Here is a 20,339-nt window from a genome sequence, read left to right as displayed (position 1 = left end):
ACACTTTCTGAATACTTGATACATTTGCTAAAGTGATAAGGTTTGTCATTTCATCATCAGGAAGGTGTGTTTTGTTTGGAAGTCGTTTTACGGATATCAATCTCAAAGGGGATATGTTTGGCGGTGTAACTACAGCCATCATCTCGTTACCTTTAGCATTGGCATTTGGTGTTGCTTCTGGCGCGGGAGCTGAAGCTGGCTTGTGGGGCGCCATTATGGTTGGCCTATTTGCAGCATTGTTTGGCGGTTCGAGTAGTTTGATATCTGAACCTACCGGCCCGATGACGGTGATCATGACTGCCGTAATGACGAGTATGGTTGCTAAATATCCTGAAACGGGTATGGCAATGACCTTTACTGTCGTGATGATGGCCGGTGCATTCCAGATATTACTTGGTACGTTAAAGCTAGGAAAATACGTCACTTTGATGCCATATAGCGTGATCTCCGGATTCATGTCGGGCATTGGCGTTATTCTGATTATCTTGCAGCTGTCTCCATTGTTAGGGCATGCCGCTCCATCCGGTGGTGTAATGGGCACGCTCTCTGCACTTCCAGATACATTGGCTAATCTTAAAATCAGCGAGCTATTTCTAGGTGCTCTGACACTCGGTATTCTTTTTGGCTTCCCCGCTAAGTATCGTAAGTATGTGCCTGCTCAACTGGTCGCGTTAGTGGCTGTAACGCTCTTGTCCGTCATTATTTTTGATACCGACTCTATTCGCCGTATTGGTGAAATCCCAGCTGGTTTACCTTCCCTCGTTATCCCTACGATCAGCGCTGAACAGTTTACTACTATGGTTATCGATGCCTTGGTGCTTGGTACATTAGGTTGTATTGATACGCTTTTGACCGCGGTTATCGGAGATTCATTGACTCGTAAAGAGCATGACTCAGACAAAGAGCTTCGTGGCCAAGGCATTGCCAATATGATCTCTGGCCTGTTTGGTGCACTACCTGGCGCGGGTGCTACTATGGGGACTGTAACCAATATTCAGGTGGGAGCGCGTTCTCCGCTTTCAGGTGTTATTCGAGCTTTAGTACTTGCGCTCGTGGTATTGGTTGCAGGTGGTTTAACAGAACCGATTCCTATGGCAGTGCTGGCTGGTATCGCGATGTATGTTGGTTTCAATATCCTAGATTGGAGCTTTATCCAGCGCGCGCACAAGGTTAGCTATGCCGGCATGGGCGTGATGTACGGCGTGATGCTATTGACTGTGTTTGTTGACTTGATTATTGCCGTTGGACTGGGTGTGTTTATCTCGAATATTCTGATTATTGAAAGATTAAGCCGAGAGCAAGCCAGACAAGTTAAGGCGATCAGTGATGGTGATGATGAAGACGATATCCCATTGACTGATAGCGAACGTCAGTTACTCGATAGTGCCAATGGTAAGGTGCTATTCTTCTACCTATCAGGGCCGATGATATTCAGCGTTTCAAAGGCGATTTCACGTCAGCACTCAAGTATCTCTGACTATGAAGCGATGATTCTAGACCTGACAGATGTACCTATGATTGATGTCACTGTTGGCCTAGCGCTAGAGAATGCGATTAAAGATGCATTGGATGCGCAGTGTGAGGTGTATCTGCTGTGTCCTAATGAGAATACTCGTCAACAACTAGAGAAGTTCCACGTGATTGACCTAGTACCTGAATCCAACACTTATCGATTCAGATATGAAGCCCTGACGGCAGCAACAAGCTATGTCGACAGAGATGAGCATCAATTTGAGTCAGTTTAATTTTTCAGTAATAAGCTGATATGAATGACCTGATATGAATAATCTAATATGAATAAGCTATAGACGCTCACTTCAAGACTGATCATTAATGCCGTTAAGTGAATCACTTAGCGGCATTTTTATATTTATTGAACGTTGATTTAGTCTTCACGTAGCCAAGACGCTTATTTGTTTTCGAAAGAAACTCTCACACGATATTTGTATTAATCGTCAATCAACGATAAACTTGTTTGCAAAATGGCCGAGTTAACAAGTTTGGGTTAGTTTTCTGCTAGCTCGTTTTAAGCATTACTCTCTTCCTCAAGCTCGGTCGTCTACATCTTATCTATAGCAAATGGCAGTCTATCTCTATGTATGCATTAGAAATTGAGCAATTAAGAAAAACTTATGCTGGGGGCTTCGAGGCTCTTAAGGGCGTTAGTTTACAAGTAGAAAAAGGCGACTTTTACGCACTACTTGGTCCCAATGGTGCGGGTAAATCAACCACCATTGGTGTTATCTCTTCACTGGTAAATAAAACGTCAGGCAAGGTTAAAGTGTTCGGCTACGACATTGATACCGATCTGGAATTGGCGAAGCAGAACTTAGGCCTTGTGCCTCAAGAGTTTAACTTTAACCCGTTTGAAACCGTTGAACAGATCGTGCTGCAACAAGCGGGTTATTACGGCGTGCCAAAAGCATTAGCGAAAGAGCGAGCGAAAAAGTACCTATCTCAACTCGATCTGTGGGAAAAGCGTGGCGAACGCGCGCGTAACTTGTCTGGTGGTATGAAGCGTCGTTTGATGATCGCGCGTGCATTGATGCATGAACCTCATTTGTTGATCCTTGATGAACCGACAGCAGGCGTTGATATTGAACTACGTCGTTCAATGTGGGAATTCCTAAAAGAGATCAATGAGAAGCAGGGCATTACCATTATCTTGACCACGCACTACCTAGAAGAAGCAGAAATGCTGTGTCGCAACATTGGTATCATCAATCGCGGTGAGCTGATTGAGAACACAACAATGAAAGCGCTGTTGGGCAAATTGAGTGCTGAGACCTTTATTCTGGATCTGGAAGAGGGCACGACTGAACCTAAGCTTGAAGGCGTGAATAGCCAAGTGATGGTCAATGGCTCGCTAGAAATCGAAATCGACAAGAACCTAGGTTTGAATACCATCTTTGCTCAATTGAGCGAGCAACAGGTTAAAGTCCTCTCTATGCGTAACAAAGCAAACCGTCTAGAAGAGCTATTTGTGAGTATCGTCCGTGAGGGGAGTAAATAATATGTACAGCCTATATTGGACCGCTTTCTGCAGTTTGTTGACCAAAGAGATCAATCGCTTTACTCGTATCTGGGTGCAGACTCTGGTGCCGCCAGCGATTACCATGACGCTTTACTTCATCATCTTCGGTAACCTGATTGGTGCGCGTATTGGTGAAATGAACGGCTTTAGTTACATGGAATACATTGTTCCCGGTCTGATCATGATGTCGGTGATCACCAACTCATATTCCAACGTTGCTTCATCGTTCTTTAGTGCCAAGTTCCAGAAGAACATTGAAGAGCTGCTTGTAGCGCCTGTTCCTAACTACGTGATTATCGCCGGCTTCGTAATGGGTGGTGTGGTTCGTGGATTGTTAGTGGGTACCATAGTAACCTTCGTGTCGTTGTTCTTTGTCGACTTACAAGTTGACCATTGGGGCGTGATCATTGCGACGGTATTTTTAACGTCGGTAGTATTCGCTTTGGGTGGCTTGATTAACGCGGTATTCGCACGCACGTTTGATGATATCTCTATTATCCCAACCTTTATCTTAACGCCGCTGACGTACCTTGGTGGTGTGTTCTACTCGATCAGTCTATTGCCTGAATTCTGGCAAGGTGTATCGAAGTTGAACCCTATCGTGTACATGGTTAACGCGTTCAGATATGGCTTCTTGGGTGTGTCTGATGTGGGGATCGTGACGTCGTTTGGCGTACTAGGTGTGTTTATCGTGCTGTTGTATGGCATTGCACACTACCTAGTGACAAAGGGTATTGGCTTACGTAGCTAACCTTTGGTTCATTTAAGTAACAGGTAAAGAAAAAGGTCGATATAACATCGACCTTTTTTTTGTTTTGCGTTAAGAGCAGAAGCCGACTATTCAGTCGTTTCTTCTTTCACTTCTTCTTTGGTTTCCGTTACCAAATCGAGAACTTGGTTATCGATAAGACGCGTCTTACCTAGGAAAGCCGACATTAGAATCACTGCTTGAGTTGATTCTGAAGTGATCGCTTGCAGAGTTTTAGCATCACAAATGAAGATTTCGTCAGGTTGAAGATCTGCAGCGCGTAGCTGGTCAGTAGCATCTTCAATCACTGATGCGTAATCATCGCGACCACCACGAATAGCGCTGCTGATCCAGCGCATAGTACGCGCTAAAACGGGCGCTCGTTGGCGCTCGTCAATCGTTAGGTTGCTATTGCGAGAGCTCATTGCCAAACCATCCATTTCACGAACGGTCGCAACGCCGACAATTTCAATGTCTAATGCTAAATCAGTGGTCATCTGGCGAATAACAGCAAGTTGCTGAAAGTCTTTCTCGCCGAAGCATGCAAAGTCTGGCTGAACGATATTAAACAGTTTAGTGACAATGGTTGATACACCACGGAAGTGACCTGGACGAGAGGCACCTTCAAGCATGTGAGATATGCCAGGGACCTCAACAAACGTCTGCTTGTCTAATCCATCTGGGTACATCACCTCTGGCGTTGGTGTAAATACTAGCTCAACCCCTTCACCTGTTAGTTTGCTTAAATCTGCTTCTAACGTTCGAGGGTAGTTGTTTAGGTCGTCTGCACGGTCAAACTGCATTGGGTTTACAAAGATGCTTACCACAACGATGTCGGCCAGTTCACGAGCTTTCTTTACCAGAGTCAGGTGGCCTTCATGCAGGTTTCCCATTGTCGGTACAAAAGCAACCGTACGTCCATCACGCTTAAACTGTTTAATCTGCTCACGAAGAGCCGCTATTTCAGCAAAAGTTTGCATACTTACTCCTAAGCGATTGTATGAGCTTCATCAGGGAAGCGCGCGCTCTCTACTTCTTCTTTGTATAGAGCTACTGCCTTACGCATATCACCTGTTTCTGCTAGGAAGTTCTTAGAGAACTTCGGCATGTAGTTCGCAGAAATACCGAACATGTCATGCATAACCAAGATCTGACCATCGGTAACATTACCTGCGCCGATACCGATAACCGGTACGTCACAAGCTTCTGTAATTCGTTTTGCCAATGAAGCTGGCACACATTCAAGTAGAACGATTTGAGCGCCTGCGTTTTGCAGTGCTAACGCGTCAGCAACCATTTTGTCGGCTTGCTCGTCGTCACGACCTTGAATCTTGTAACCACCAAAAATGTTCACAGACTGGGGCGTCAAGCCTAAGTGTGCACATACTGGTACTGCACGTTCTGTTAGCATCTTCACAGTATCAACCAACCAGCTTCCGCCTTCGATTTTTACCATGTTCGCACCAGCACGCATCAAAGTCGCTGCGCTCTCACAAGCTTGTTCTGGCGTCGCGTAGCTCATGAAAGGCATGTCAGCCATAAGAAGACAATTTGGGCTACCAGCACGCACTGAGCGAGTATGGTAAGCAATGTCTTCAACGGTTACTGGTAATGTATCGTTATGGCCTTGTAAAACCATACCCAGTGAATCACCGACAAGCAGAACTGGCATTTCTTGGCTTTCGAATAATTGAGCAAAGCTCGCATCATAAGCTGTCGAAGTCGCAAATTTACGGCCTTCACGTTTGCATTTGATCAGGTCGTTAATGGTTACTTTTTTCATTGGTTTTCCTTAATGCGCTTGGCTATTGTTGCCAAACATTGAGCCCGTTCTTATCTACTATTTTCAGTAGTTCTGTCAGCTCAGTCCCATCAGGGAGTTGTAAACTTGGTGCGATTTCAGCAAGCGGGTAGAGTACAAACTCTCGTTCTTTCATTCCATAATGAGGAACGATTAAGCGCTCTGAATCGATCACCTCATTGCCGTATAGCACAATGTCGAGATCCAAGGTTCTTGGTCCCCAACGTTCGTCTTTACGGACGCGCCCTTGCTCTAGTTCGATCTTTTGAGTGCAATCAAGCAGTTCAATTGGCGTTAATTCGGTTTGGATAGCGACTACCGCGTTGATGTAGTCTGGTTGATTTTGCGGTCCCATTGGAGTGCTACTATATAGCTGAGAGGTCGCAATAAACGTTGATCGCGGTAGGCTTTTTAGCGTTTCGATAGCCAAATTTGCTTGGCTAACTGGGTCGGCAAGGTTGCTGCCGACCGCAATGTAAGCAGTTATCATTCTGATTGCTTACTCTTTTTGTTTCGGTAAGTCTTACGGCGACGATGGCCTGACTTTGATGGTGCTGCAACGTCGTTAGCCATTGCTTGACGCATGTTACGACCTGCAGTCTGATAACGCTCCCACCATTTTGCTAACTCTTTGGTTTCGCCACCTTCAATCTCACCACGCATTTCTAGGAAATCGTAGCCTGCACGGAATTTGTTTAATTCCATTAGACGAACAGCGCGTTTACCGTTGCGACGAGGCAGTCGAAGTTGCAGTTGCCAAACTTCGCGAATAGTTGCTGTGTGACGACGAGGAATCGCAATAGACTTTACTTGCTGATCTAGAATGATGTTACTCGCTTCCATGATCGCATCGTAGTGTGCCATACCCTGTTCAGCGACAAGTTTGTCTGCCAGCTTGTTCATTGGGTACCAAAGCATCGCTGCGAACATGAATGCTGGGTTTACTCGCTTACCATCTTCGATGCGAAGGTCGGTTGAATCGAGAACCAAATCAAGCATCTGCTCTGTGTGTGAGTCGTAATCTTCGGTGAAGTGCTCCGCTACCGCTGGGAACATCTGTTGGAATAGATTGTACTCGCGCATCAAGTGGTAGGTTTCTAAACCGTGACCTGATTGCAGTAATTTCAGAGACTCTTCGTAAAGGCGCGCTGCTGGGATATCTCTTAGAAGGTGAGCTAACTCTTCAATCGGGTCAGCCGTGTCTTCTTCGATGTCGAAATCCAGTTTAGCGGCGAAGCGCATTGCACGTAGCATACGTACTGGGTCTTCGCGGTAACGCGTTTCTGGATCGCCAATCAGGCGGATCAGTTTATCTTCTAAATCTTCTACACCACCCGCGTAATCGTGGATGCTGTAGTCTGCAATGTTGTAGTACATCGCGTTGATTGTGAAATCACGACGCTCTGCATCTTCATCAACACTGCCGTACACGTTATCGCGCAGCAGCATGCCTTCTTTCGATTGTGCAGAAACGTTTTTTGATGGTTCTTGGTGGTGACCACGGAAGGTTGCCACTTCAATGATGTCACGACCAAACATGATATGTGCTAAGCGGAAACGGCGACCGATAAGGCGACAGTTTCTGAAGAGGTGTTTGATCTGCTCTGGCGTTGCGTTGGTCGCAATATCAAAATCTTTTGGCTGAGAGCCTAATAAGATATCGCGCACACCACCACCGACTAGAAATGCGTCAAAACCCGCACCATTCAGGCGATATAGCACTTTTAGTGCGTTGTCGCTGATCTGCTTGCGTGAAATATTGTGCTCTTGACGAGTATAAATATTCAGAGCTAATTCGTGGAATCCGCGTTGTTCGCTTGGGGTATTGTCGTTTGTATTCATTAGTTTAGAACAAAGTAGGTATCGCCAACTTTGTTTTTCTCTTAGTCCAAAGTGGTAGTGCAGAGTTTAATTGCGGCTAATAATAGCTTAGCGCGAGCCATTTGAGAACATCGTCTGCTTAACCACAGTGGTTGGTTATGGCATTTTTATGTGTCGTTTTTGCTATTTGCCGTGAGTTTCGAGCTAATTACAGTGCTCTTTTTGTAAACTATCAGGTAACTGACTGACGTTCCATTGTTGGCAGCCCCACAATAAAATCTCATCCATTGAAGCCTCATAAAGGGCCGTCGGGATATCAAAACCTAAGAATCGCATCGCGTTGAGTAACGTTGGTTTTGGGTTGTCTAGATCTATCGCGGTGGCATGGTTCTGTTTTGACAGTTTATTCCCCAAGCCATCGGTTGCCAATGGTAAGTGCAAGTAGCTCACTGTTTTTTGCTTGAGCGTCTTATACAAACTGATTTGTCGACCGGTGGGTTCTATCAGATCTGCGCCTCTTACGACTTCTGTTACTCCTTGTTCGATGTCATCAAGGACAACGGCCAAGTTATAGGCAAACAATCCATCTCTGCGTTTAATAATAAAATCTTCTACAGCTAGTGCTTTAGGGATTTGAATGGTGCCGTGGCGAACATCATCAAAGGACTCCACTGGAAAGTCCATGCACAAGCGCACCGCCTGTTCGCCTGAATCGATTAAGCCTGCATCTCGACAATGACCATTGTAAAAACCACCCAAAGCCTTTATCTGCTTGCGGGTGCATTGGCAGTAGTAGGCTTGATTGTCAGCGACCCATTGATCGATTTGAGCTTGATACAAGCCATGACGCTGACTTTGATAAACGACTTCACCATCCCAGAATAGATGGTAAGCCTCAAGCGTCTTAAGAATGAGGTCTGCAGCGCCGGCCATTTCTCTTGGCGGGTCGAGGTCTTCCATACGAACTAACCATTTTCCTTGGTTAGATTTCGCTTGAAAGTAGCTACCAAGAGCAGCAACAAGTGAGCCAAAATGAAGAGGACCTGACGGTGATGGTGCAAAGCGCCCGATATAATTCATGAGTGAACAACCTAATCTAAATGGTACCGCAGTAGCCGATTCTTAAGACGTTTGACAAGAGCTTTAATGCCTAGAGCTAAGCTTCAATCTATAGAACAAGGTTTGATGTATAGAACTAAGGCTTAAAGCTGCTATTTACTATCAAGCGTGTGAAATACTTCGCTTGGATAACAAACAAAAAAGGGAGCCAAGGCTCCCTTTCTTTACATCTGCAAGAATTAACCTTGCATCTGTTTTTCTTTGATCTCTGCAAGTGTTTTACAGTCAATACAAAGATCAGCAGTTGGACGAGCTTCAAGGCGACGAATGCCAATCTCGATACCGCAAGAATCACAGAAGCCGAAATCGTCTTCTTCGATCTTGTCTAATGTCTTCTCAATTTTTTTGATAAGACGACGCTCACGGTCACGGTTACGTAACTCTAAGCTGAATTCTTCTTCTTGAGAAGCACGGTCAACTGGGTCTGGGAAATTCGCTGCTTCGTCCTGCATGTGGTGCACAGTACGATCAACTTCTTCCCTGAGCTGGTTGCGCCAAGCTGCTAAAATTTTTGTAAAATGTTCCGTTTGCTCAGGTGACATGTACTCTTCACCTGGCTTCTCTTGGTACGGTTCAACACCTGCGATGGCTAGGATGCCTAGCGCTTTTTTCTTAGATTCTGGCATACAGCATCTCCTATTTACACCTAGTCAACTGCAAAGCAGCTAATTTTAAGGCGGGTATCTATAGCAGAAAGAACGAATGGTGGCAAATACTCTTATTCAAACTTGCAATCAATGTGATTAGTTCAGCATCTTTGCTTAGCTATTGATAAATTCAACAGCTTGTTTTAGTTGTATTTGAGTACTGCTGAGCTCTGCTTTATAGCAAAGCACTTCAACTCCAGCGTCTTGTGCTTGTTTTAGTAATAACGAATATTTGGCGTCTATATGGTGTGCCGCAGACACTTTTTCAATACCTGAATGTAAAACAGTGAATAAAAGTACGGCTCTATTTCCAGATTCGACCATTTCTGTGAGTTCACGCAGATGTTTTTGGCCTCTGGTTGTGACCGCATCAGGGAAAAAACCTTGCCCTTTAGTTGACGTTTCTTGCTCGTCGAGCAAAGTGACGCTTTTCACTTCGATATAGCAAGGCGGCTTTTCGTTATCTTCAAGCAGAATATCAATGCGACTATTCTCACTGCCATATTTCACTTCGGTTCGTAACGCGTTATAACCTAAGAGTTCAACTATAGTCCCATTTTCAATTGCTTCCACTGCTAGCTGGTTTGCCCGCGCAGTATTTACACAAATACGATGACCTTTGTCTGTTTCTGAGATCTCCCAGCTGTTTGGGTACTTTCTCTTTGCATTATCGGAGGTTGAGTACCACACCGTATTGCCAGGAGTCGCACATCCTGTCATCGCTCCAGTGTTAGCGCAGTGAATAGTACGCTCGCTACCGTCAGGAAGTTGGATGTCAGTGAGGAAACGTTTATAGCGTTTAATAAGAGTCGCAGGCTCTAATGGCGGATTGAAGTGCATATTACTTATTTAGACAGGTAGGTTTTTATGTACAATGTTGCCAACATTACACCACAAGGTTCTCCCATTGCCACAACTGCCCATAGAAGCTGTGATGCCAGATCTGCTCGCTGGCGTAGAAACACACACTCAACTTATTCTAAAGGCCGCTCCCGGTGCGGGTAAGTCAACATTCTTCCCTTTACAGTTAGTTAAGACCAACGCCGTTCAAGGCAAAATCATCATGCTTGAACCGAGGCGTTTGGCTGCAAGGAATATTGCTACTTACTTAGCGAGCCAATTGGGAGAAAAGGTGGGAGAGAGCATTGGCTTTAGAGTTCGTGGTGAATCTAAAAGCAGCAGTGCGACTCGCTTAGAGATTGTTACTGAAGGGGTCATGACAAGAATGATCCAAACCGACCCTGAATTAACTGGGGTTGATATGGTGATCTTTGATGAATTTCACGAGCGCAGTATTCACGCCGATACCGCATTGGCGTTTAGCTTAGAGATCCAAGAGGCGTTGCGTGACGATCTGAAAGTGGTAGTGATGTCGGCAACTTTAGATCAACAAGCTCTGCAAACTTTGCTGCCGAATGCCAAATACGTTGAATCACAAGGTCGCACCTTTCCGGTCGATTTCCGTTATCAGCCTCTTAGTGCAAATGAATATCTAGCCCCTAAAATGGCTAACGTGATTCGCTCTCTGATGGAGAAAGAGTCAGGCTCACTTCTGGCCTTTTTGCCGGGCGTTTCTGCGATTAAGCAGGTGGAATCTCAACTAGAACAATTCGCCAATGATATCGATGTGTGTCCTCTGTATGGGCAACTCAGCTTTTCTCAACAGCAGAAAGCGATCGCGCCATCAGAGAAAGGGCGTCGAAAGGTGGTGTTAGCGACCAATATTGCTGAGACTTCTTTGACGATTGAAGGTATTCGATTGGTGGTTGATTCTGGGCTTGAACGTGTGGCGAAGTTCGATCTGAAAACCGGTATTACTAAGCTTGAGCAAGTTAAGATCTCGCAATCTTCTGCTGAACAACGAGCGGGCCGTGCGGGACGAATTGAAGAGGGCTTGTGCGTTCGTTTGTACAGCGAAACGCAGCTGATGCAGCAACCAGCTATACCAGAACCTGAAATTCTTCATTCTGATTTGTCTTCGCTGGTGTCTGAATTGACGCAATGGGGGGCTGCGAGTGCTGATGAACTGCAATGGTTAGACGTTCCACCCAAAGCTTCTATCGGGCAAGCCAAGCAACTCTTACAGACTCTTGAATTGTTAGACGATAATGGTCAATTTACGGCATTAGGAAAACAGGTCCAACGTTTAGGTCTAGAGCCTCGTATTGCCAGCATGTTGGTTAAAGCGCAGCAAGGTAGTTCTGCTCTGTTGAATGTCGCGATTGTTGCTGCTGCTTTGCTGGAAGAGCCGGAGCGCAATGTGACGGATATTCAACACTCTTTGCATCGACTTAAGCAAAGAAAACATTCCAAAAATAGCGTTGTGATGCAGCGAGCGAAAAGTCTCGCGAGCAAACTCAATCATCACTTAGATTTGTCACAAGCTGACGAATCATTGCTACCATTAGTGCTTTGTTTTGCCTTCCCAGACCGGATTGCACAAGTGAGAAGCGCGAGCAGCAGTGCTTTCCTTTTGGCGAATGGTCACGGCGCTGAGGTTCGTGATGATGATTCACTGGCGAACAATGACTATATCGTAGTGATTGATTTGATGCGTAGTACAGGGCGAGCCAGTCAAATTTTCTTAGCCACCGCGGTTGATATCGCGCAGTTAGAAGCTGAATTTCCAAAGCTGTTTGTGCGTTCCGATTATGCCGATTGGGATGAGAAACGTGGCCGTTTAGTTGCCGAGCAGCGAGTGTCTCTGGGCAAGTTGATTATCAGCACCAAAGCTTTACCTGATCCCGATGCGAATCAGGCGAGCCAAGCGCTGCTCAATTATGTCGCTCGATGCGGGCTGGATCGCTTAAATTGGACAGCTTCGGCTAAGCAGTTGGTTGAGCGTGTGCGCTGTGCAGCACTTTGGATGCCTGAGCATGATTGGCCAGCGATGGACGATGCGAGTTTGATTGAACACCTTGATGAGTGGCTATCTCCATATTTGAATGGCATTAAGTCGGCAAAAGGGCTGGCTAGTGTTTCGATTGAGCAAGCATTGTCGGCTTATCTTGGTTGGCCTTTGAATCAAGAAATCGACCAATGGTTGCCAACGCACTATCTGATGCCAACAGGCAGCAAGAAGGCCATTCGTTATCAATATCAATCTGAACCAGTGATCTCAGTGCGAATGCAGGAAGTCTTTGGCGAACAAGACTCGCCATTGATCGCGCAAGGGCGTAAAAAAGTAGTGCTTGAGCTCCTTTCTCCAGCACAGCGACCACTACAAATTACTCAAGATTTAGCTGGCTTTTGGGCTGGCGCGTACAAAGAAGTACAAAAAGAGATGAAGGGCCGTTACCCAAAACATCCTTGGCCGGATGACCCTGCTAACCATGTAGCAACCACTAAAACCAAACGACAGTTGAATCGATGATGACCAAAATGTTAACGCCAAAAAAGGCACCACCTAAAAAAGCGCCAGCAAAGAAGTCACCAGCGACCAAAGCCAAGCCAAGAAAACCAAGAGCGGCTGCGAAAAAGACCAAACCTAAGGCTAAGAAATCTGGCAAAAGAGGTTGGTTGAAGATCCTATGGGGCATTTCTTGGAAAGCGGGCTTAGCGCTTGCGGCATTGCTGTTGTTCGTCGGTATTTATCTTGATTCTGTGGTCAAACAGCGCTTTGAAGGTCAGCTGTTTGATTTGCCAACCGTGGTTTATGCGCGAGTGCTAGACCTGTCTCCGGGAACTCCGGTGAGTTTGGTTCAGGTTAAGAATGAGCTCGATGTACTTAATTACCGTAAGGTGAACGCGCCTCGTCACCCAGGCGAATACTCTTCTTCTTCGACCAAGATTGAAATGATTCGTCGTCCGTTCGAGTTTGTTGATGGACCGGAAGCGGATCGTCATGTGATGCTGCACTTCAATGGTAACGAATTAACTCGCATTCAGTCGCTGGAGAAGAAAGGCGACATGGGCTACCTGCGTGTTGAACCGAAAATGCTTGGCATGCTTGAGAAAAGTAACGATGAGCAGCGCCTGTTCTTAAAACGCAATCAGTTCCCAGAAGTGATGGTTGATGCCTTACTGGCAACCGAAGACCGAAACTTCTATCAACACGATGGTGTGTCGCCACTGGCCATCGCTCGTGCAATGGTCGTTAACGTCAAAGCTGGGCGAACGGTACAAGGTGGTAGTACGCTGACACAACAGTTGGCAAAAAACCTGTTCCTGTCCAGTGAACGTACATTGTGGCGTAAGGTTCGTGAAGCCTACATTGCACTTATCTTAGACCATCGTTACAGCAAAGACCGTATCCTAGAGGCTTACTTAAATGAGGTTTATCTTGGACAGAATGGTGGGCAAGCGATTCATGGCTTCGGTTTAGCGTCTCGTTTGTATTTTGGTCAACCTATTCAAGAGCTGCGCATCGATCAGCTAGCACTGCTGGTGGGTATGGTGAAAGGACCGTCGTATTACAATCCGGTTCGCTATCCTGAGCGTGCTAAGACTCGACGCGATCTGGTTCTTCGCTTATTGATGCAACAAGACATCTTAACTCCGCGACAATACGAAGAGGCGGCGAGTCGTGATTTGGATATTCAAGACAACCCACGCATTGCTAGCCGTCAGCCCGCTTATTTCCAACAAGTAAACATTGAGCTTAAGAAGTATGTCGGCGATCGATTTGAGGCGAAAAAAGGGATTCGAGTCTTTACCTCTCTGGATCCGGTATCTCAAGACAAGTTAGAGAAGTCGATTGCTCGTAAGGTGCCTGATTTATCGAAAACCGCAGGTAATAAGCTGGAAGCAGCAGCTATTGCCGTGGATAGAAATACCGGTGAAATCCGGGCGATGGTCGGTGGTAAGCGTACTGGCTACGATGGCTTTAACCGTGCCTTGAACGCGAGTCGCCCAATTGGTTCTTTGGTCAAGCCTGCAATTTACTTAACCGCACTAGAGCAGCCTCAGAAGTACACGTTGGCGACAACATTGAAAGACACGCCACTGAGCTTGAAAGGCAGTAAAGGTAGCGTGTGGAGCCCGAGAAACTTCGATCGTAAGTTCCGTGGCGATGTGCCTTTGTATGTGGCGCTTTCTAAGTCTTACAACGTACCTACTGTTCGTTTAGGCATGCAATTAGGCATTGATAGTGTCTCGGATACGATTGGAAAACTGGGGGTCGATAAAAATGAGATTCGCCCAGTGCCGTCGATGTTTTTGGGTTCGTTCTCACTGACTCCGTTCCAAGTTGCGCAGATGTATCAAACCATTACCAATTCTGGGCGTATAGCACCTTTGTCTGCGCTTCGCTCAGTTGTTGATAACGATGGCGAGGTTCTGTATCAGTCGATCCCTCGTGTATCACAAAGCGTTGACCAGCAAGCCGCTTGGCTTACAACCTATGCAATGAAACGTGGCGTGTCGGAAGGCACGGGCCGTTTCCTACAAGGTCAGTTTGCATGGGCAGGGTTAGCTGGTAAAACTGGCACTAGTAATGACAGCCGAGACAGTTGGTTCGTGGGCGTAGATGGTCGTGAAGTGACGACCATCTGGCTAGGACGTGATGATAATAAGCCGACTAAGCTTACTGGTTCGAGTGGTGCGTTACGTGTTTATGCCGATTATCTCAAACAGAGAACACCCGAGCAGTTATTACTGCCTTGGCCGACAGGAATTGTCACCGCTAACTTTACTCGAACTTCTGAAGGGGCTTTAGAGTTTGATTGTGATGGTGCAGTTAAACTGCCACTTTGGGATGAGGATGGAAACATTAAAAAGGGCTGTGAAAGTCAACCAAAACAGTGGCTAAAGAAGCTTTTTCAGTGGTAAAGTCGTAACAAGAAAGAATGACAAGGACAGTTAAAATAATGATTTCTCGTTGGTTAGTGAGTGGCTTAGGTGTTGTCGGTACTGTGATCAGTTTTCAGCTGTTTGCATCCACCGCGACACAGATTGATCAATCTCAGCAGGCTGAACAAGCTCATAAAAGGCCAACCGTTGCTGTCGTTCTTGCTGGTGGTGGGGCAAAAGGTGCAGCTCACATTGGTGTGCTTAAAGCTCTAGAAGAGATGCAAATCCCGGTTGATTACATTACCGGTACCAGTATGGGCTCATACGTTGGTGGTCTTTATGCGACAGGGATGAGCGCAGACGAGATCGAGAGCTTTATTTATACGGTTGATTGGAATCGCGGTTATCGTGATCGCGTTAACCGTAGTGATCGCCGTGTACGTGACAAAGAATATGAAGACCGCTACCAACTGAACACCGATCTCGGCTTAGGTTGGGGCGAAATCAAAGCAAGGAAAGGGGTGGTGCAAGGCCAGAATATGTTGCGTATTCTGCGTGAGACCACGGGTAATCTATCCTCATTCGATTCTTTCGACCATCTTGCTATCCCATACCGTTCAGTCGCAACTGACATTATCGAACTTGAAGAGGTGGTCATCGATCATGGCCACCTTGTTGATGCCATGATGGCGAGTATGTCAGTTCCCGGCGCGCTTCCCCCTTATGACCTCGATGGTCGAATGCTGGTTGATGGTGGTGTCACCAATAACATGCCCGTCGACGTAGCCAGAGCGATGGGTGCAGACATCGTCATTGCGGTGGATATCAGTACCAACTACAAAGGCAAAGATGATTTCACGAATTTTCTAGCCGCAGCTGACCAACTCTCTAATTATCTTGTTCAACGCAGCACCCAAGAGCAAGCTGAAACTTTAACAGACGATGATGTCTTCCTGCGCCCAGATGTTGGGGAAATGGAGACGACAGAATTTGATAAAATGCCATCGGCTTTCCTCGCGGGCTATGAAGTCGCTAAGCAGCATACTGATGAACTTTCTAAGCTATCGCTCTCAAATGCCGATTATCAGTATTATATCGAGGACAAACAAAAAGCGCGCAGACAGCTTAAACACGGCGATCAGACCGTCGTTGACCGAGTCGTTATTAATAACAATACCCACTATTCCGATAAGCTGATCGAAAACCGTTTAAACCTTGATTCAGGTAAGGTTCTGAAGACCAGTGAAATTGAATCTAAAGTACAAGACCTCTATGCGCTAGATAGATTCGAGTTGGTGACTTATGAATTTGACACAGTGAATGGCGAGGAGCAACTGCTAGTCGATGTGAACGAAAAATCTTGGGGGCCAAACTACCTCAATTTTCGATTCTTTCTTGAAGATGACTTCTCTACTACCAGTCAGTACTCGATCGGTGTTTCAGCCAACTTTACCGATATTAATAAGCATGGTGCAGAGCTAAGAACTAACGTCGAGATGGGTACTGACAAACGAATTGAAGCGGAACTTTACTCGCCCTTCTTTTCGAGTCAAAAACTGTTCACTTCTGCATCGATTGTTTACAGTAAGGAAAACAGAAACTTGCCAGTGGTTGAGGGGGAGGTTGGAGAGCCGACATTAGATGCGACTATAGACTATGTTCCACTGACTTATAGTCAATATGTTAGTGAATTGGCTTTAGGCTATCAGCCTACCTTGTGGCAAGAACTGAAATTTGGTGCTCGTTATACTGATGGGGATTTTGAGGTTTCTTCGCTACCATCTTTTGGTAACGGAGCGTATGCACGTATAGGTGCGTTTATTAGTTATCGACTCGATACTTTAGATAATTTTAGTTTGCCAACGGAAGGTTACTTTGTTGATCTTGAGTACCTTGTTTCTCATGATGATTTTGAGGTCAACACGTCTGGAGATAGCCCGGAGCTAGCGGCTGAAAGCGATACTGTTTACGAATTTTCGGCTAATTTCATGGCTGCAAAAAGTTATGAACGACATACTTTAGTCGGAAAGGTTGATTACGGCATTGTAGAGAGCAAAAATTCGATTTTCCCTATTGATCCTAAAGAGCTTGGTGGCTTCTTAAACCTGTCAGGTATTCCAAGGAACAGTATGATTGGTCAGAACTTGGCTTATACCAGTCTTACTTATCGTTATAAGTGGTTTGAAAATGACTTCGGACTCTTTGAATCACCATTCTACGTGGGCGCATCCATTGAGCATGGTGGTGTTTGGTCGAACAATGATTTGAGTATTGATGAAGCGCCAATGTACACCGCGGGTTCTGTTTTCGCGGGTGTTGATTCTCCAATCGGGCCGATCATTTTAGCTTATGGCCGAACCGAAGATAATTTCGATTCGGTGTATCTGATTGTAGGTACGTCCTACAAATAATCATGCGCAGAGTCGCCATTTAAGTGCGTAATTAGGCAAAAATAGTGGGACTTTCGTCTTAACTTGCTATGTTGGTCAAAATGATAAGATTTTAATTTAACGTTAAATTTGCTATTCTACCGCCCACAGTTTGGCCTCTATGACGCCGCTCATCAATACAAATTGAATGACAAAAATGGCAATGGAGAGCCAAGTTTCCAAGGATGTTCACTTCTTTATTTTACTAACAATTATGAAGGGAAGAAGTGAACCGCAATGAGAGGAAAAAAGTCGTGCTTGAAGCCTACCGTAAACACGTCGAAGAACGTGCTGCCGAAGGAGTTGTTCCAAAACCACTAGATGCTGAGCAGGTAGCTGGCCTAGTTGAACTTCTGAAGAATCCACCTCAAGGTGAAGAAGAAATCATTCTTGACCTACTAGAAAATCGCATTCCACCGGGTGTAGATGAAGCTGCTTACGTAAAAGCTGGCTTCCTTACGGCTATCACTAAAGGTGAAGTAGCTTCGCCACTAGTAAGCAAAGCAAAAGCTGCAGAACTGCTTGGTACCATGCAAGGCGGTTACAACATCGAATCTCTAGTATCTCTACTAGACGATGCTGAGCTTGCTCCAATCGCTGTTAAAGCGCTATCTCATACTCTACTGATGTTCGATGCGTTCTATGACGTAGAAGAGAAAGCGAAAGCTGGCAATGCTGCTGCACAACAAGTACTTCAATCTTGGGCTGATGCTGAATGGTTTACAGCGAAAGATAAAGTAGCAGAAAAAATCACAGTAAAAGTATTTAAAGTCACTGGTGAAACGAACACCGATGACCTATCTCCAGCGCCTGATGCATGGTCACGTCCTGACATCCCAGTACACGCGAAAGCGATGCTGAAGATGGAACGTGATGGCATTACTCCTGATGAACAGGGTAGCGTTGGTCCAATCAAACAAATTGAAGAAATGCAAAAAGATGGCATTCCACTGGCTTACGTTGGTGATGTTGTTGGTACAGGTTCTTCACGTAAATCGGCAACAAACTCAGTACTTTGGTTCATGGGTGAAGATATCCCATTCGTACCAAACAAGCGTACTGGCGGTGTTTGTCTTGGTGGTAAAATTGCACCAATCTTCTACAACACAATGGAAGATTCAGGCGCACTACCCATTGAACTGAACGTACAAGACATGAACATGGGCGATATCATTGATATCTACCCGTACGAAGGTGTTGTTCACAAGAACGGTTCTGTGATTTCAAACTTTGAGCTAAGCAAAGTACTTCTTGATGAAGTGCGTGCTGGTGGCCGTATTCCACTGATCATCGGTCGTGGTCTAACGGGTCGTGCTCGTGACGCTCTAGGTCTAGCTGAAACGGATCTGTTTGCTAAACCAATCGATCCATCTGCATCTGATAAAGGCTACACGCTAGCTCAGAAGATGGTTGGTAAAGCATGTGGCGTTGAAGGTGTTCGTGCTGGTCAGTACTGTGAACCTAAAATGACGACAGTCGGTTCTCAAGATACGACCGGTCCTATGACTCGTGATGAGCTTAAAGATCTGGCGTGTCTTGGTTTCTCTGCAGACCTTGTAATGCAGTCTTTCTGTCACACATCGGCATACCCTAAACCAGTCGATGTAAACACTCACCATACGTTACCTGATTTCATCATGAATCGTGCGGGTGTTTCACTTCGTCCGGGTGATGGCGTTATCCACTCATGGCTAAACCGTATGCTTCTTCCTGATACTGTAGGTACAGGTGGTGACTCGCATACTCGTTTCCCTCTAGGTATTTCATTCCCTGCGGGTTCTGGCTTGGTAGCATTTGCTGCAGCAACAGGCGTTATGCCTCTTGATATGCCTGAATCTATCTTGGTTCGCTTTAAAGGTGAAATGCAACCGGGTATCACGCTACGTGACCTAGTACATGCCATTCCTCTTTACGGCATCAAGCAAGGCCTACTAACGGTAGAGAAAGCCGGTAAGATCAACGAATTCTCTGGTCGTGTACTAGAAATTGAAGGTGTTGAGCACTTATCTGTTGAGCAAGCATTTGAGCTTTCTGATGCATCTGCTGAGCGTTCTGCTGCAGGTTGTACCGTTAAGCTTTCTGAAGAGTCTATCTCTGAGTACTTGAACTCGAACATCGTGATGCTGAAGTGGATGATCGCTGAAGGTTACGGTGATGTTCGTACGATTGAGCGTCGTATTACAGCAATGGAAGAGTGGCTAGAGAACCCTGAGTTGCTATCTGCTGATTCAGATGCGGAATACGCGCACGTTATCGAGATTGATCTTGCTGACATCGATCAACCAATCCTATGTGCACCAAACGATCCAGATGATGCTCGTCTTCTATCTGACGTTCAAGGCACAGAGATTCAAGAAGTGTTCATCGGTTCTTGTATGACGAACATCGGTCACTTCCGTGCTGCAGGTAAGATGCTAGAAGAGTTTAACGGCTCGCTAAATACTCGCCTATGGGTGGCTCCGCCAACGAAGATGGATAAAGACCAACTGACAGAAGAAGGCTACTACGGCATCTTCGGTCGTGCTGGGGTACGTATCGAAACTCCTGGCTGTTCACTATGTATGGGTAACCAAGCTCGTGTTGCTGATGCTTCGACGGTTATGTCGACGTCAACGCGTAATTTCCCGAACCGCTTAGGTAATGGCGCGAACGTTTATCTGGCTTCTGCTGAGCTTTCTGCTGTTGGCGCGATTCTAGGTCGCATCCCAACGAAAGAAGAGTACTTAGAGTACGCTGAGAAGATTAATGCAACGGCTGCTGATACATACCGTTACCTGAACTTCCATAAAATGGGTCAGTACACGGAAAAAGCAGACACGGTTATCTTCCAAGAACCAGCTTAGTTCCTCGTTATATTTGTAGCTGCAGCGTTGTTGACTGCGTACGTTCACCGGAGCGCCGGCCGCCCTAATTACATAGAGCTTCTATGCTCATAGGGATGAACGAACTTGTCGCCTAACTGCAACTCCAACTATTTAGAGGAACCCAAATGATAGAACGTCTACTTCGG

General features: G+C 45.9%; 14 protein-coding genes. 7 read left to right on the top strand and 7 right to left on the bottom strand.

Annotation, left to right across the window (positions count from 1 at the left end):
* Positions 1–113: 113 nt before the first annotated feature.
* The 3 genes from AB4351_RS01930 to AB4351_RS01920 all read left to right on the top strand — a co-directional run bounded on the left by AB4351_RS01930 (position 114) and on the right by AB4351_RS01920 (position 3,785).
* On the top strand, positions 114–1,745 hold the full coding sequence (locus AB4351_RS01930) for a SulP family inorganic anion transporter (protein ID WP_170960822.1): 1,632 nt from the start codon (positions 114–116) through the stop codon (positions 1,743–1,745).
* 350 nt (positions 1,746–2,095) lie between these two features.
* Positions 2,096–3,013: an ABC transporter ATP-binding protein gene (locus AB4351_RS01925; protein ID WP_017059435.1), complete on the top strand. Its 918-nt coding sequence runs from the start codon at positions 2,096–2,098 to the stop codon at positions 3,011–3,013.
* A gap of 1 nt (position 3,014) precedes the next feature.
* The gene (locus tag AB4351_RS01920) at positions 3,015–3,785 is read left to right on the top strand and encodes an ABC transporter permease (RefSeq protein ID WP_010435987.1); all 771 of its coding nucleotides are present in this window, start codon (positions 3,015–3,017) and stop codon (positions 3,783–3,785) included.
* 86 nt (positions 3,786–3,871) lie between these two features.
* Here the strand turns inward: AB4351_RS01920 and panC are convergent, their stop codons facing one another.
* The 7 genes from panC to sfsA all read right to left on the bottom strand — a co-directional run bounded on the left by panC (position 3,872) and on the right by sfsA (position 10,010).
* The gene (panC, locus tag AB4351_RS01915; RefSeq protein ID WP_372124943.1) at positions 3,872–4,762 is read right to left on the bottom strand and encodes a pantoate--beta-alanine ligase; all 891 of its coding nucleotides are present in this window, start codon (positions 4,760–4,762) and stop codon (positions 3,872–3,874) included.
* Between the two features lie 8 nt (positions 4,763–4,770).
* Positions 4,771–5,565 (bottom strand): 3-methyl-2-oxobutanoate hydroxymethyltransferase, encoded by a 795-nt coding sequence (gene panB / locus AB4351_RS01910; RefSeq protein WP_017059433.1) that lies wholly within the window; start codon positions 5,563–5,565, stop codon positions 4,771–4,773.
* Positions 5,566–5,587: 22 nt separating this feature from the next.
* Positions 5,588–6,073, bottom strand: a complete 486-nt coding sequence (folK, locus tag AB4351_RS01905) for a 2-amino-4-hydroxy-6-hydroxymethyldihydropteridine diphosphokinase (protein ID WP_004735459.1) — start codon at positions 6,071–6,073, stop codon at positions 5,588–5,590.
* Positions 6,070–7,425 carry a polynucleotide adenylyltransferase PcnB gene (gene pcnB / locus AB4351_RS01900; RefSeq protein WP_017059432.1) on the bottom strand — a complete coding sequence of 452 codons (1,356 nt, stop codon included), beginning with the start codon at positions 7,423–7,425 and terminating at the stop codon, positions 6,070–6,072. Before pcnB ends, folK begins: the two co-directional genes overlap by 4 nt.
* 183 nt (positions 7,426–7,608) lie before the next feature.
* Entirely contained in the window at positions 7,609–8,484 is an 876-nt protein-coding gene (gene gluQRS, locus AB4351_RS01895; protein ID WP_017072017.1) for a tRNA glutamyl-Q(34) synthetase GluQRS, read from the bottom strand.
* Between the two features lie 218 nt (positions 8,485–8,702).
* Complete coding sequence (gene dksA / locus AB4351_RS01890; RefSeq protein ID WP_004738189.1) at positions 8,703–9,149, bottom strand: RNA polymerase-binding protein DksA; 447 nt, start codon at positions 9,147–9,149, stop codon at positions 8,703–8,705.
* Between the two features lie 135 nt (positions 9,150–9,284).
* The gene (gene sfsA / locus AB4351_RS01885) at positions 9,285–10,010 is read right to left on the bottom strand and encodes a DNA/RNA nuclease SfsA (protein ID WP_017066814.1); all 726 of its coding nucleotides are present in this window, start codon (positions 10,008–10,010) and stop codon (positions 9,285–9,287) included.
* Positions 10,011–10,044: 34 nt separating this feature from the next.
* On the opposite strand from sfsA, the gene hrpB reads away from it, so the two are divergent.
* The 4 genes from hrpB (at position 10,045) to acnB (ending at position 20,172) form a co-directional block, all read left to right on the top strand.
* Positions 10,045–12,543 carry an ATP-dependent helicase HrpB gene (hrpB, locus tag AB4351_RS01880; RefSeq protein ID WP_372124941.1) on the top strand — a complete coding sequence of 833 codons (2,499 nt, stop codon included), beginning with the start codon at positions 10,045–10,047 and terminating at the stop codon, positions 12,541–12,543.
* On the top strand, positions 12,540–14,939 hold the full coding sequence (gene mrcB / locus AB4351_RS01875) for a penicillin-binding protein 1B (RefSeq protein ID WP_136977814.1): 2,400 nt from the start codon (positions 12,540–12,542) through the stop codon (positions 14,937–14,939). Before hrpB ends, mrcB begins: the two co-directional genes overlap by 4 nt.
* Before the next feature lie 38 nt (positions 14,940–14,977).
* Positions 14,978–17,311, top strand: coding sequence for a patatin-like phospholipase family protein (locus tag AB4351_RS01870; RefSeq protein WP_372124939.1), 2,334 nt, complete (start codon positions 14,978–14,980; stop codon positions 17,309–17,311).
* 272 nt (positions 17,312–17,583) lie between these two features.
* Positions 17,584–20,172, top strand: a complete 2,589-nt coding sequence (acnB, locus tag AB4351_RS01865) for a bifunctional aconitate hydratase 2/2-methylisocitrate dehydratase (protein WP_017072021.1) — start codon at positions 17,584–17,586, stop codon at positions 20,170–20,172.
* The last annotated feature ends 167 nt before the right edge of the window (positions 20,173–20,339 follow it).

This window comes from Vibrio sp. 10N.261.51.F11, from assembly GCF_041471665.1.
Lineage (GTDB): Bacteria > Pseudomonadota > Gammaproteobacteria > Enterobacterales > Vibrionaceae > Vibrio > Vibrio crassostreae_C.
Note: the sequence above shows the minus strand (reverse complement) of the source record. Positions and strands in the feature narration are given on the sequence as shown.

Bases quoted from the DNA above. Each gene is read 5' to 3' on its own strand.
- mrcB (WP_136977814.1), top strand. From the start codon at position 12,540: ATGATGACCAAAATGTTAACGCCAAAAAAGGCACCACCTAAAAAAGCG.
- gluQRS (WP_017072017.1), bottom strand. From the start codon at position 8,484: ATGAATTATATCGGGCGCTTTGCACCATCACCGTCAGGTCCTCTTCAT.
- AB4351_RS01920 (WP_010435987.1), top strand. From the start codon at position 3,015: ATGTACAGCCTATATTGGACCGCTTTCTGCAGTTTGTTGACCAAAGAG.
- sfsA (WP_017066814.1), bottom strand. From the start codon at position 10,010: ATGCACTTCAATCCGCCATTAGAGCCTGCGACTCTTATTAAACGCTAT.
- folK (WP_004735459.1), bottom strand. From the start codon at position 6,073: ATGATAACTGCTTACATTGCGGTCGGCAGCAACCTTGCCGACCCAGTT.
- pcnB (WP_017059432.1), bottom strand. From the start codon at position 7,425: ATGAATACAAACGACAATACCCCAAGCGAACAACGCGGATTCCACGAA.
- AB4351_RS01930 (WP_170960822.1), top strand. From the start codon at position 114: ATGTTTGGCGGTGTAACTACAGCCATCATCTCGTTACCTTTAGCATTG.
- hrpB (WP_372124941.1), top strand. From the start codon at position 10,045: ATGTTGCCAACATTACACCACAAGGTTCTCCCATTGCCACAACTGCCC.
- dksA (WP_004738189.1), bottom strand. From the start codon at position 9,149: ATGCCAGAATCTAAGAAAAAAGCGCTAGGCATCCTAGCCATCGCAGGT.
- AB4351_RS01870 (WP_372124939.1), top strand. From the start codon at position 14,978: ATGATTTCTCGTTGGTTAGTGAGTGGCTTAGGTGTTGTCGGTACTGTG.
- panC (WP_372124943.1), bottom strand. From the start codon at position 4,762: ATGCAAACTTTTGCTGAAATAGCGGCTCTTCGTGAGCAGATTAAACAG.
- AB4351_RS01925 (WP_017059435.1), top strand. From the start codon at position 2,096: ATGTATGCATTAGAAATTGAGCAATTAAGAAAAACTTATGCTGGGGGC.
- panB (WP_017059433.1), bottom strand. From the start codon at position 5,565: ATGAAAAAAGTAACCATTAACGACCTGATCAAATGCAAACGTGAAGGC.